The organism is Streptomyces tateyamensis (assembly GCF_003205575.1).
In the GTDB taxonomy this organism is placed as follows: Bacteria; Actinomycetota; Actinomycetes; order Streptomycetales; family Streptomycetaceae; genus Kitasatospora; species Kitasatospora tateyamensis.
In genome coordinates this window covers 32,505-44,184 of sequence record NZ_PYBW01000058.1, presented here as the reverse complement: position 1 = coordinate 44,184, position 11,680 = coordinate 32,505, and the positions used below count along the sequence as shown (strand labels likewise).

13 protein-coding genes are annotated in these 11,680 nt (G+C 70.8%); 7 read left to right on the top strand and 6 right to left on the bottom strand.

What is annotated here, in order from left to right:
- Positions 1–21 precede the first annotated feature (21 nt).
- Positions 22–549 carry a GtrA family protein gene (locus C7C46_RS18425; RefSeq protein ID WP_110670952.1) on the top strand — a complete coding sequence of 176 codons (528 nt, stop codon included), beginning with the start codon at positions 22–24 and terminating at the stop codon, positions 547–549.
- A gap of 34 nt (positions 550–583) precedes the next feature.
- On the opposite strand, the gene C7C46_RS18420 is transcribed toward C7C46_RS18425, so the two are convergent.
- Positions 584–1,837, bottom strand: coding sequence for an ATP-binding protein (locus C7C46_RS18420; RefSeq protein WP_110670951.1), 1,254 nt, complete (start codon positions 1,835–1,837; stop codon positions 584–586).
- A gap of 10 nt (positions 1,838–1,847) precedes the next feature.
- Positions 1,848–2,522 carry a response regulator transcription factor gene (locus tag C7C46_RS18415; protein ID WP_110670950.1) on the bottom strand — a complete coding sequence of 225 codons (675 nt, stop codon included), beginning with the start codon at positions 2,520–2,522 and terminating at the stop codon, positions 1,848–1,850.
- A 470-nt stretch (positions 2,523–2,992) separates the two neighbouring features.
- Between C7C46_RS18415 and C7C46_RS18410 the strand changes: the two genes are divergently transcribed.
- Entirely contained in the window at positions 2,993–4,507 is a 1,515-nt protein-coding gene (locus tag C7C46_RS18410) for a peptide MFS transporter (protein ID WP_110670949.1), read from the top strand.
- Positions 4,508–4,568: 61 nt separating this feature from the next.
- On the opposite strand, the gene C7C46_RS18405 is transcribed toward C7C46_RS18410, so the two are convergent.
- Positions 4,569–5,486, bottom strand: coding sequence for a serine/threonine-protein kinase (locus C7C46_RS18405; protein WP_110670948.1), 918 nt, complete (start codon positions 5,484–5,486; stop codon positions 4,569–4,571).
- A gap of 299 nt (positions 5,487–5,785) precedes the next feature.
- Here C7C46_RS18405 and C7C46_RS18400 point away from each other — a divergent pair, with 299 nt between their 5' ends.
- The 5 genes from C7C46_RS18400 to C7C46_RS18380 all read left to right on the top strand — a co-directional run bounded on the left by C7C46_RS18400 (position 5,786) and on the right by C7C46_RS18380 (position 7,771).
- Positions 5,786–5,989 (top strand): hypothetical protein, encoded by a 204-nt coding sequence (locus C7C46_RS18400; RefSeq protein ID WP_110670989.1) that lies wholly within the window; start codon positions 5,786–5,788, stop codon positions 5,987–5,989.
- A complete protein-coding gene (locus C7C46_RS18395) occupies positions 5,973–6,494 on the top strand; it encodes a DUF6879 family protein (RefSeq protein ID WP_110670947.1) in 522 nt (173 codons plus the stop codon). The genes C7C46_RS18400 and C7C46_RS18395 overlap by 17 nt, the downstream gene beginning before the upstream one ends.
- The gene (locus tag C7C46_RS18390; RefSeq protein WP_245984494.1) at positions 6,491–7,318 is read left to right on the top strand and encodes a helix-turn-helix domain-containing protein; all 828 of its coding nucleotides are present in this window, start codon (positions 6,491–6,493) and stop codon (positions 7,316–7,318) included. The genes C7C46_RS18395 and C7C46_RS18390 overlap by 4 nt, the downstream gene beginning before the upstream one ends.
- A gap of 65 nt (positions 7,319–7,383) precedes the next feature.
- Positions 7,384–7,587, top strand: coding sequence for a hypothetical protein (locus C7C46_RS18385; protein ID WP_110670945.1), 204 nt, complete (start codon positions 7,384–7,386; stop codon positions 7,585–7,587).
- Positions 7,574–7,771: a hypothetical protein gene (locus tag C7C46_RS18380; protein WP_110670944.1), complete on the top strand. Its 198-nt coding sequence runs from the start codon at positions 7,574–7,576 to the stop codon at positions 7,769–7,771. The genes C7C46_RS18385 and C7C46_RS18380 overlap by 14 nt, the downstream gene beginning before the upstream one ends.
- Positions 7,772–7,955: 184 nt before the next feature.
- On the opposite strand, the gene hutI is transcribed toward C7C46_RS18380, so the two are convergent.
- The 3 genes from hutI to C7C46_RS18365 are packed head-to-tail and all read right to left on the bottom strand — an operon-like array spanning position 7,956 to position 11,664.
- On the bottom strand, positions 7,956–9,122 hold the full coding sequence (gene hutI / locus C7C46_RS18375; RefSeq protein WP_110670943.1) for an imidazolonepropionase: 1,167 nt from the start codon (positions 9,120–9,122) through the stop codon (positions 7,956–7,958).
- Entirely contained in the window at positions 9,119–10,489 is a 1,371-nt protein-coding gene (locus tag C7C46_RS18370) for a formimidoylglutamate deiminase (protein WP_110670942.1), read from the bottom strand. The genes hutI and C7C46_RS18370 overlap by 4 nt, the downstream gene beginning before the upstream one ends.
- Positions 10,480–11,664 (bottom strand): allantoate amidohydrolase, encoded by a 1,185-nt coding sequence (locus C7C46_RS18365; protein WP_110670988.1) that lies wholly within the window; start codon positions 11,662–11,664, stop codon positions 10,480–10,482. The genes C7C46_RS18370 and C7C46_RS18365 overlap by 10 nt, the downstream gene beginning before the upstream one ends.
- Positions 11,665–11,680 lie beyond the last annotated feature (16 nt).

Below are 11,680 nucleotides of genomic sequence, written 5' to 3'. Positions count from 1 at the left end.
ACAGTACGGAGAACTCACCGGATGACCGCCAATCGCACCCACCGACGTCCCTCCCTGCTCCAGCGGCTGCGCGGCGTCTCGGGCGAGGTAGTGCAGTTCGCCGTGGTCGGTCTGGTCGGCTTCGCGGTGAACTTCGGCCTCTCCAACGCGGTGCTGCACCTGACCCACTGGGCGCCGGTGCGCTGCTCGGTGATCGGCACCCTGGTCGCGATCGTGGTCAACTACCTGGGCTACCGCTACTGGGTCTACAAGGACAGCGACGCGGCCTCGCGGCGCCGGGAGATCACCCTGTTCCTGCTGTTCAGCGGGATCGGCCTGCTGATCGAGAACGGCGCCGTCTGGTTCGCCGTCTACGGCCTGGGCATGACGAGCACCCTCGCCTACAACGGCGCCAAGGTGCTGGGTACCGGCATCGCCACGCTGTTCCGGTTCTTCTCCTACCGCACCTGGGTGTTCCGCGCGCTGCCGGAGCTGGCCGAGCCGACCGAGGTGGTGGCCGAGGCCGAGCGGCTCCTGAGCATCGAGGACAGCCCGCAGTTCGCGCGGTAGCCGCCGCTGCGCCCGGCCTGCTGCGCCTGGCCTGCTAGGCCCGGTCCTGGCCGGGTCGGGTTCGGGGCAGGAAGAGCGCGAAGACCGGAGGCTTGAGCGAGAGCAGCTCCAGCCGCCCGCCGTCCGCCTCCGCCAGGTCGCGGGCCACTGCCAGGCCGATGCCGGTGGAGTTGCGGCCGCTGACGGCCCGTTCGAAGACCCGGTTGCCGAGCTCCGGCGGCACGCCCGGCCCCTCGTCCTGGACCTCGATCACCGCCGAGCTGCCCGAGGAGCGCACCCGCAGGGTCACCGTGCCGCCGCCGTGCATCAGCGAGTTCTCGATCAGGGTGGCCAGCACCTGGGAGACCGTGCCGGGGGTGCCGGTCGCCGTGACGTGCTCCAGCCCCTCGATCACCAGCCGCCGGCCGGTGCCGCGCATCGAGGCGGCCCACTCCTCGTGCTGCTGCTTGACCACCTCGTCCAGGTCGAAGCCGGCCGCGCTCGGGCCGTGGGTGTCGCGCTGGTTGGTGAGCAGCCGCTGCACCACGTCGGTCAGCCGCTCCACCTGCTGCAGCGCGATGCTGGCCTCCTCGCGGACCGTCTCCGGCTGGTCGCAGAGCGCGGTGATCTCCTCCAGCCGCATGGAGAGCGCGGTCAGCGGGGTGCGCAGCTGGTGCGAGGCGTCGGCGGCCAGCCGCCGCTCGGCGGTGAGCATCCGGCCGATCCGCTCGGCGCTGGCGTCCAGCACCTCGGCCACCCGGTCCAGTTCGGGCACTCCGTAGCGGCGGTCGCGCGGGCGCGGGTCGCCGGAGCCGAGCCGCTCGGCGGTCTCGGCCAGGTCGGTGAGCGGCCGGGCCAGCCGGCGGGCCTGCCAGACCGCCAGGGCCACCGCGGCCTGCACGGCCAGCAGTGCGACCAGGCCGAGCAGCAGCAGCATGTTGCCGATCTCGTGGTCGACGTTGTGCCGGGACTGCTCGACCGTCACCGTCTCGCTGCTGGGACCGCTCTCGCTGGCGGTCAGCGGGTGCCCGGCCGGCGGGGTGCCGATGGTGATCACCGGCTGGCCCGGGATCCGGATCTCCGCGTAGTCGCCCTCGATCACCTGGCTGCCGATCCGCTCGCCGGTCACCGGCTCGCCGGCCGCCAACCGGGTCTCCACCAGTCCGAGCAGCCGGACCGCTGCGGCGTCCACCCGGTCCTGGGCGTTGCTGACGATGCTGCGCTTCTCGAGCAGGGCGAGCGGTACGCAGAACACCGCCACCACCACCAGCACCACGCCGAGCAGCGAGTTGATCATGCGGCGTTTCAACGGAGCGGTACTAGTTCTTCTCGAAGCGGAAGCCCACGCCGCGCACGGTGGCGATGTAGCGCGGGTTGGTCGCGTCGTCGCCGAGCTTCTTGCGCAGCCAGGAGATGTGCATGTCCAGGGTCTTGGTGGAGGTCCACCAGGTGGTGTCCCAGACCTGGCGCATGATGTCCTCCCGGGTCACCACCCGGCCGGCGTCTCGCACCAGCACCCGCAGCAGCTCGAACTCCTTGGCGGAGAGGGTCAGTTCCTCCTCGCCCAGCCAGGCCCGGTGGGACTCGATGTCGATCCGCACGCCGTGCGCGCCGGTGGAGAGCGAGTCCACGTTGCCGCGCCGCAGCAGGGCCCGGACCCGGGCCAGCAGTTCGGCCAGCCGGAACGGCTTGGTCACGTAGTCGTCGGCACCTGCGTCCAGGCCGACCACGGTGTCGACCTCGTCGGCCCGGGCGGTGAGCACCAGTACCGGGCAGCTGCGGCCGTCCGCGCGCAGCCGGCGGCACACCTCCAGGCCGTCCATCTGCGGCAGGCCGAGGTCGAGGACGACCAGGTCGACCTCCTCCTCCAGCCCCGCCTCCAGCGCCGAGGGGCCGTCCTCGCGGACCAGGACCTCGTAGCCCTCGCGGCGCAGCGCACGGGCCAGCGGTTCCGAGATAGCCGGGTCGTCCTCGGCGAGCAGCACACAGGTCATGGGCCGATCGTAGTGGTCCGGTGACGGCTTTCCGGCGGTCGGGCCCGGTAGCGGCGGAGTGCACGACCGAGCGCGCGGGGTCACGCGACGCCCCGCGCCGGCCGCCGGTTCCTGTGAAGAAGGACACAGCGGGTAACCGGGCCCGGAGCCCCGGCGATCACGGACACGTTCGGTGACACGCCCGCTGAAGGGAGAGAATCTGCGATTGGACCTTGTCTTCGAAGGCGTTGTTCCTGCCGTACCATCGATTCCCGCACTCCAAGCGGACTCGCTTGACCTATCTGTTATTCATTCGGCGTCTTTTGTCCCGTCATGTCGTGGAATATCGCGACGTACAGTGGTCCGGTCCCCATGTCATGTACCGCGGATCCCCCCTGGGCGAGCAGCCCCAGGCCGCGCGGTGCACCGGACCCGCCGCCACACCACAGGGCGCACGGAGTCCCGGACAGTCAGGCAAGGAACCACAACAGATGGCGTCAACCACCACCTGGGAGCCCGGCGTACAGCCCGGGCACCAGTCCGGCGGCGGCAAGACCTTCCTCGGGCACCCCCGCGGACTCGCCACGCTCTTCATGACCGAGACCTGGGAGCGGTTCAGCTTCTACGGCATGCGGGCCCTGCTCGTGCTCTACATGGTCGCCGGGACCAACCACGGCGGCCTGGGCATGAAGGTCGCGCTCGCGACGGCGATCTACAGCGTCTACAACGCGATGGTCTACCTGCTCGCCCTGCCGGGCGGCTGGATAGCCGACCGCTTCCTCGGGGCCCGCAAGACGGTGGCCCTCGGCGGCGCCGTGATCATGATCGGCCACTTCCTGCTGGCGGTCCCGGTCAAGGCCTCGTTCTTCGTCGGCCTGGTCTTCATCGCGGCCGGCTCCGGCCTGCTCAAGGCCAACATCTCCACCATGGTCGGCCACCTGTACGACGGCCCGAACGACCCCCGCCGGGACGGCGGCTTCACCATCTTCTACATGGGCATCAACCTCGGTGCCTTCGCCGCCCCGCTGGTCATCGGCACCGTCGGCCAGAGCGTCGACTGGCACCTGGGCTTCGCGCTGGCCGGCGTAGGCATGGCGCTGGGCCTGGGCCAGTACCTGATGGGCACCCGCCACCTGAGCGCCAAGAGCGACGTGGTCGGCTCGCCGATCACCGCCGCCGAGAAGAGCGCGCTGCTCAAGAAGGGCGCCTTCTGGGTCGCGCTGGCCCTGGCCTTCTACGCGGTCGTGGTGCTGACCGGCCACTTCACCATCTCCTGGGCGGTCTGGCCGCTGTCGATCGCCGGCATCGCGATCCCGGTGCTGGTCTTCGCCCGCTTCAAGCGGGACAAGGAACTGACCGAGTCCGAGCAGTCCAAGATCAGCGGCTACATCTGGTTCTTCGTGGTCGCCGCCGTGTTCTGGATGATCTACGACCAGTCCGGCTCCACCCTGAGCGTGTTCGCCGACGACAACACCAACCTGTCGCTCCTCGGCTGGCACTTCCCGTCCAGCTGGTTCCAGTCGCTGAACCCGCTGTACATCATGGCGCTGGCCCCGGTCTTCGCCTGGCTCTGGGTGTGGCTGGCGCGCCGCGCCAAGAACCCCAGCACCACCATGAAGTTCGCCATCGGCCTGCTGATGATCGGTGCCTCGTTCTTCGTCATGATGCTGGCGATGGCCGCGGCCTCCGGCGGCGTCAAGGTCAGCCCGCTCTGGCTGGCCCTGGTCTACCTGGTCCAGACGGTCGGCGAGCTGACCCTGTCTCCGGTCGGCCTGTCGGTCACCACCAAGCTGGCCCCGGCCAAGTACGCCAGCCAGATGATGGGCGTCTGGTTCCTCGCCGTCACCGCCGGTGACTGCGTGGCCGCCGTGATCCAGCTGGGTCTGGGCGACGCGACCGGATCCACGGTCTACTTCGCCATCCAGGGCGCGGCGGCGATCGTCGCCGGTGTCGCGCTGGTGATGTACCGCAAGAACGTGATCCGGCTGATGGGCGACGTGCACTGACGCCCGTCGCTCGGCTGGTCGGTGGCCCGGTACGCGGTTCGCGTACCGGGCCACCGGCGTTTCAGGTGGCCAGGCGGATGCGGTCGCGCCAGCTGATGTTCGTTGGCGCTGCGCTTGCCACCGGTTGTGGCGCGGCCGTCCGGCAGCTCCCGCAGCGCTGCTCGCCCAGCACTGGTCGGAACGCGCGGTCGCAGTCCTCGCAGGTGGTCAGTGGGGGTGCTGCCGGACGGGCTCGCCTCGGCTCGGGCATCAGCTCGCGCAGCCGCCAGCGGAGCAGGGCCGCAGGGGACTTGACCGGCTGCGGGAGCGCAGAGGTGAGCGCGTGCCGCAACTCCGCCGGGGTCGCGCCCCGGGCCAGCCACTCGGCGGCGAGGGGGGCGAGCCGGGCTGCCTGGCGGGCACCCAGCGCCAAGCCGGGCGCGACCTGACGCAGCGACAGCAGCAGCTGCTCGGCGGCGGCCTCGCCGGGAGCGCGCGACTCGGGCTCGGGCTCGCCTCGCTTCTCGGGCTTCTCGCGCGGCGGGACCGGTAGGGGGGATTCCTTCTCCTCCGGTAGTTCCACTACCGGGGTTACGGTGCCGGGCGACGGGATGTCCGGCGGACCGTCCTGCCGCTTCCCGACATCCGGTACCCGGTCAGCAGGGCGCCGCCCGAGGAAGATCGCCTCCGCCTCGGCCTCGGTCAGCGGCACGCTCGACACCAGCGACTCAGTCCGCAACCGCCCGGCCTTGCTGCGCTTCACCACGCTGTGCAGCAGCCCGGCCCGGCCCAGCTGCCGCCGCGCCCGGTCCACCGTGAGCCGCCCGCCGGCCAACCCGGCCGCCAGCTCAGTCACGGTGGTCGCCCGTGCGGCCTCGCCGGACAGGGCGAGCGCCCGTACCAGCAGCCGGAAGGCGGTGTCTGACAGTTCGTCATCCCAGATGTGCGCGTCGGCAATCCGGGTGTGGGCGCCCGCAGGCGCGATAACATTCCTGAGCATCCTTCAGTGGCCTCTTCCACTCACGGGTGAAGAGCCCGGCACTGGTGCTGTGAACACCGGCCGGGCTCGCCCCTTTTCCGCAGGGGCGACCCGTTCACGGCGGACAGTACACGTCTGCGTAGTCGAATAGCCACATAGGGTGATCACACCACAGCCACGCACCACCCCCGCGCGCCCCTCGCGCCCCCGGCTCCCCCAACGCGCTCGTGGTGATTGCGCGTTACCGCAAAGAGACCCTCTTGCCTCAACCGCATCACTACGGAGAGCATCGATGGGGATACAGACGAAGGGGAGTGACGGTGAAGCTCACACAGTTGGACAGCGAGTGTGAAGTCGGCCCATGTCCGACGATCTACGCCACGGACACCGACGAACTGGTTGTGCAGGGGTTCAGGATCGACGACCCGGAAGCACTCGCGGCAATGCAGCTCCCGGAGAATGAGACGGCCGTTCGCATCCCCGTGGCGCTCCTGAGGCGGGTGGCTCGTGACCATCTCACGTGACTCGTTCGACGCACTGTTCGACGGCTTCCAGGAGGAAGCCTTCCGGCTGGAGACCTTGGACGACTACACCGGCTCCTCCAACCCCGAGAACCTTCGTGCTTTCTTCGCCGGCGAGGAGAAGCCGGCCGACTTCAGTGCCGCCTGGCTTGCGCAGATCCGGTCGAACACCGAGGTGGGCAAGCGCATGTACCGGGTGCACATCTTGACCCGACCACTAACCGACTACCTGCGCTACGAGCTTGGTTGGGGCTACCGGAGCAACCAAACGGCGGGTGAGGAGTTCTTCATCCTGGATGTCACCAACAGGCCGAACCCACTGGAAGGCGTGCCGGACTTCTGGATGTTCGACAACGCAACGGTCGTCTCCATGACCTATGACAGTGATGGAGCCTTCCTCGGTGCGCTTCCCGAGGACGAGCCCGAGAAGTGGCAGAAGTGGCGGGACCTCGCCATGAGCCAGGCCGAGCCGTTCCCCAAGTGGTGGGAGCGGTACGGGAAGGCGTGAAAAGCGACATCGGCAGCACGCTACGGGAACTGCGGCAGGCCAGCGGAAAAGAGGCTAAAGTCGTGGCCCGTAGCGCTGCCATGTCCCAGTCCAAGTTGAGTCGGATCGAAACCGGCAAGCTCGCCCCGACAGCCCTGGACGTGGACCGGATCCTGACAGCGCTCGGCGTGTCGGCCGAGATAAGAGCGAAACTGACCGATTTGGCCCGGCGAGAGGCGACCGAGGCTACGGCATGGCGGCTCTACCGCCGGAGCGGACTGCACCATCACCAGGACGCCATCCGATCTATGGAGCACGACACCCGGCTGCAGCGAGTCTTTCAGATCTCCTGCGTTCCCGGCCTGTGTCAGACACCGGAATACATTCGAGGCCTCCTCCGTCAGCGCGAACTGACGGAGGAGGCCATTTCGCGCATGGTCAGCGCACGGGCCAGGCGGCAGGAAGTACTTTACGACACCGAAAAATCGTTCCGGTACCTCATCACCGAATCCGTGCTCAGATGGCGCCTGCTGCCACCACTGGCCATGGCCGTACAGCTGGACCGATTGATCACCCTGTCAAGGCTGCCGAACGTACGGGTCGGAATTCTCCCGCTCGCTGCTGATATGACCGAGGCGCCGACTTCGTCGTTCGTTGTCTATGACAGTCGCATGGTGATCGTGGAAATCCCGCATGCGGAGATCACGACCAGCGAGCCGAGAGACGTCGAGCTGTACCTGGAAAAATTCCAGCGCTTCGAGGAATTGGCGGTTTCTGGAAGCGCCATGCGGGAGCTGGCCGCTGATATCCGAGACAGCTTCTTGCGGGGACGCGAAAACAGCTAGAAATATGCCCCACGGCACCTTACGTTGGCTCCGCATCCAGACCCCCCGTCGGGAGGAGCCCCACCGTGCCCGTTTCCGACCGAAAGACCGCCTCCCCGGCCGAGATGGCTGCTGTCCTCGCCGAGTACGACCCCCTCTACTTCGAGCGCCGGGGCCGCCGCAGCAGCACGGTCGTGGCCCACCTGCGCGGCGCTCCGCACGGGTATCCGTTCTGCGAGTGCGGCGGGGAGAAGTGCCCGAACAAGGGGTGGAGCGATGACGTTGCCTGACAACGCCGTTGACGAGTGCGCCGAGTGCGATGCCTTCGACACGCTGGCCGCCAAGGCACGAGCCTTGTTCGACCACTCCGCCGTCACCGACGTGCGGGTCCTGCGTGCCCGGCATCAGAGCGCGGGTCTGTGCACCCGCGCCGAGGGCCGCCCGCTCGGCCCGTGGCTTCGCGGTGGGGGGTGACCGGATTCGAACCACCCGGCGATTCAGAGGTCCTGACAGGGCTTCGGGAGAGGGTCCGAGAGCTCAACCGCCGCTCCGCACAACGGCTGCTCCTGAACGGACTGCCCGCGCCCGACCAGCCCGCGGCCCATCCGCGCCACCCCGCAGCGGAGCGAGGTGGCGCGGAACCGGGTCGGCCTGAGTCTCAGAGCTCCCGGACGCCCGCGCGCCAGACCGCTGCCGTCAGGGGGACGCCAGGGCGGTAGGCCAGGTGGACCGGGCTGGGGGCGTCGAGGAGCAGCAGGTCGGCGCGGGCGCCCGGGGAGATGTGGCCGACGTCGGTGCGGCGCAGGGCGCGGGCGCCGCCTGTGGTGGCGGCGTGGACGGCCTCGTCCGGGGTCATGCCCATCTCCCGGACCGCTACCGCGATGCAGAAGGCCATCGAGGTGGTGAACGACGAACCCGGGTTGCAGTCCGTCGAGAGGGCCACCGTGGCGCCCGCGTCGAGGAGGCGGCGGGCGTTCGGGTAGGGGGCCCGGGTGGAGAACTCGGCGCCGGGGAGCAGGGTGGCCACCGTGGCGGAGCCGGCCAGGGCGGCCACGTCGGCGTCGGTCAGGTGGGTGCAGTGGTCGGCCGAGGCGGCGCCCAGTTCGACCGCGAGCTGGACGCCCGGGCCGTGCGAGAGCTGGTTGGCGTGCACCCGGGGGGTGAGGCCGCGCTCGATGCCCGCGGTCAGGACGGCCCTCGCCTGGTCGCCGTCGAAGGCGCCCTGCTCGCAGAAGACGTCCACCCAGCGGGCGTACGGGGCGCAGGCGTCGAGCATCTCGCCCGTGACCAGGTCCACGTACGCCGACGGGTCGTCAGCGAACTCGGGGGCCACCACGTGGGCGCCCAGGTAGGTGGTCTCGGAGGTGTACGTGGCGGCGATCCGCAGCGAGCGGGCCTCGTCCTCGACCGTCAGGCCGTAGCCGGACTTGCACTCGACGGTCGTCGTGCCTTGGCGCAGCGCCTCGGTGATGAACCGGGAGACGTTCGCGGAGAGCTGTGCGTCGGATGCGGAACGGGTCGCCGCGACCGTGGTGCGGATCCCGCCCGCCGTGTAACTCTGGCCGGACATCCGGGCGTTGAACTCCGCCGTCCGGTCCCCGGCGAAGACCAGGTGGGCGTGCGAGTCGACGAAGCCGGGCAGCAGTGCCCGCCCCTCGGCGTCGAAGGCCTGGTCGGCGGCCGGCGCCTCGGCGGCGCGGCCGGTCCAGGTGACCACCGAGCCGTCGATCACCACGGCGGCGTCCTCGACCAGGCCCAGCAGCCCCGGGCATGACGGGTCGTTGGTGACCAGGGTGCCGATGTTGGTGATGAGCGTGCTGGTCATGACACCTTCAGGGAGGAGACGGCGGTCTGCAGGGCGGCACCGGCGTCCGGCACCAGGGTGTGTACGCCGTCGGCGACGATCCGCCGGCCGCCGACCACCACGTCCCGCACGTCGGCGGCCGAGGCGGCGAAGACGGCGATCTCGGCGCCCAGCCGGGGCACCGAGCCCGCGGTCCGCACCGAGTCCAGCGCCAGCACCGTGAAGTCGGCCAGCGCCCCGGCCTCGATCCGGCCCGCCTCCGGCCAGCCCAGCGAGGCGTGCCCGTCCTCGGTGCCCGCGCGCAGCAGCGCGTTGGCCGTCCAGTGGCCCCGGGTGCGGGTGCGCAGGCGCTCGTTCAGCTCCAGCGCCCGCGCCTCCTCGAACGGGTCGATCACCGCGTGGCTGTCGCTGCCCAGGGTGACCGGGCAGCCGGCGCTGGCCAGGGTGCGGGCCGGGCCGATCCCGTCCGCCAGGTCCCGCTCGGTGGTCGGGCACATGCAGATCACGGTGGAGGAGTCGGACAGCAGCTTGATGTCCTCCTCCGTCAGGTGGGTCGCGTGCACCGCGCTGGTGCGCGGGCCGAGCACCCCGTGGTCGGCCAGCAGCCGGGTCGGGGTGACGCCGTGCGCGGCCAGGCAGGCGTCGTTCTCGGCGGTCTGCTCCGACAGGTGCACGTGCAACGGCGCCTTGCGCATCGAGGCCCAGTGCGCGACCGTGCTCAACTGATCGGCCGGCACCGCGCGCACCGAGTGCACGGCGGCCCCGATCCGGGCGTGCGGACGGGGCGTCAGGGCGGCGGCGCGCTCCGCCCAGGCCTCGGCCGTGCCGTCGCCGAAGCGCAGCTGAGGCTTGGTCAGGTCCGCTCCGAAGCCCGAGGAGAGGTAGCAGGTGTCCAGCAGGGTGATCCGGATCCCGGCCCGGGCGGCGGCCTCGATCAGCGCCTCGCCCATCGCGTTCGGGTCGGCGTAGCGGGCGCCGCCCGGTGCGTGGTGCAGGTAGTGGAACTCCCCCACCGCGGTGATCCCCGCCAGCGCCATCTCCGCGTAGACGGCGGTGGCCAGCGCCAGGTAGCTGTCCGGGTCCAGTGCGCCGGCGAACCGGTACATGGTGTCGCGCCACGTCCAGAAGGTCCCGGAGCCGACCTGCACGGTGCTGCGCAGCGCCCGGTGGAAGGCGTGCGAGTGCGCGTTGGCCTGCCCGGGCACCGTCAGGCCGCGCAGCCGCACCGCGCCGTCCGGGCAGGGCCCGCTGTCCGGCAGCACCTCGGCGATCCGCCCGTCGGCGGCCACCCGCACCAGGACGTCCGGCTCCACCACGGGACCGTTGACGTGCGGCAGCCAGGCGTGCTCGGCCCAGTACGTCGTCGCCGCTGACGTGCCTACTGACATGCGAGGTCCTCCAGGACGTCCGCGAGGGCCGAGACGCCCGCCAGGCAGTCGGGCAGTTCGGCGTGCTCGGCCGGCGAGTGCGAGACACCGCTCGGGTTCCGTACGAACAGCATGGCGGTCGGCACCGCCGAGGCCAGGATTCCGGCGTCGTGTCCTGCCCCGGTGGGCAGTACGGGGGCGCCGTGCAGGGTGGCGGCGATCCGGTCGCGCAGCGGCACGTCGAAGTCCACCACGGGGGTGTAGGACTCGCGGGTCAGCTCGACCTTGACCCCGTCGCGCTCGCCGCGCTCGGCGGCGGCCTGGTGGATCTGCTCGACCAGCTCGGTCAGCGTCGCCTCGTCGGCCGCCCGGGAGTCCAGCCAGCCGCGCACCAGGGAGGCGATCGCGTTGGTGCCGTTGGGCTCCACCGCGATCTTGCCGAAGGTGGCCAGCGCACCGGCCAGCCGGGCCTTCTTGCGGGCCGCCAGCACCGTGTTGGCGTAGGTGAGCATCGGGTCGCGCCGGTCGTCCAGCCAGGTGGTGCCGGCGTGGTTGGCCTCGCCGTGGAAGTCGAACCGCCAGCGGCCGTGCGGCCAGATCGCGGAGGCCACCCCGACCGGCTGATCCTCGGCCAGGTACCGGCCCTGCTCGACGTGCAGCTCGACGAAGGCGCCGATCCGGGCCAGCCGATCGCGGTCGGCGCCGATCGCGGTCGGGTCGTAGCCGGCCCGCTCCATCGCGTCCGGCAGCCGCACCCCGTCGGCGTCGCGCAGCTCGACGGCCTGCTCGGGCGCCAGCACCCCGGCGGCGAGCCGGGAGCCGATGCAGGCCACGCCGAACCGGGCCCCCTCCTCGTCGCCGAAGTTGACGATCGCCAACGGCTTGGCGAACCGCGCTCCCCTCCCGCGCAGTTCGTCCAGGGCGGCGAAGGAGGAGACCACGCCGAGCGGGCCGTCGAAGGCGCCGCCGTCCGGCACCGAGTCCAGGTGCGAGCCGGTGACGATCGCGCCCGTGCCCTGCGGGTCGCCCAGCCAGGCCCACTGGTTGCCGTTGCGGTCCAGCTCGTAGTGCAGGCCGCGGTCGCGGGCCTGCTGCTCGAACCAGGCCCGGCACTCGGCGTCGGCGCCGTTCCAGGCGTGCCGACGGTAGCCGCCGGACGCGGCGGAGCGGCCCACGGGGAGCAGCTCCGCCCACATCTCCTCGAAGGACGGC

Excerpts from the sequence above, each read along its gene's own strand:
- C7C46_RS18425 (WP_110670952.1), top strand. The coding sequence starts at position 22 with ATGACCGCCAATCGCACCCACCGACGTCCCTCCCTGCTCCAGCGGCTG.
- C7C46_RS18405 (WP_110670948.1), bottom strand. The coding sequence starts at position 5,486 with ATGCTCAGGAATGTTATCGCGCCTGCGGGCGCCCACACCCGGATTGCC.
- hutI (WP_110670943.1), bottom strand. The coding sequence starts at position 9,122 with ATGACCAGCACGCTCATCACCAACATCGGCACCCTGGTCACCAACGAC.
- C7C46_RS18380 (WP_110670944.1), top strand. The coding sequence starts at position 7,574 with ATGACGTTGCCTGACAACGCCGTTGACGAGTGCGCCGAGTGCGATGCC.
- C7C46_RS18410 (WP_110670949.1), top strand. The coding sequence starts at position 2,993 with ATGGCGTCAACCACCACCTGGGAGCCCGGCGTACAGCCCGGGCACCAG.
- C7C46_RS18365 (WP_110670988.1), bottom strand. The coding sequence starts at position 11,664 with ATGTGGGCGGAGCTGCTCCCCGTGGGCCGCTCCGCCGCGTCCGGCGGC.
- C7C46_RS18415 (WP_110670950.1), bottom strand. The coding sequence starts at position 2,522 with ATGACCTGTGTGCTGCTCGCCGAGGACGACCCGGCTATCTCGGAACCG.
- C7C46_RS18370 (WP_110670942.1), bottom strand. The coding sequence starts at position 10,489 with ATGTCAGTAGGCACGTCAGCGGCGACGACGTACTGGGCCGAGCACGCC.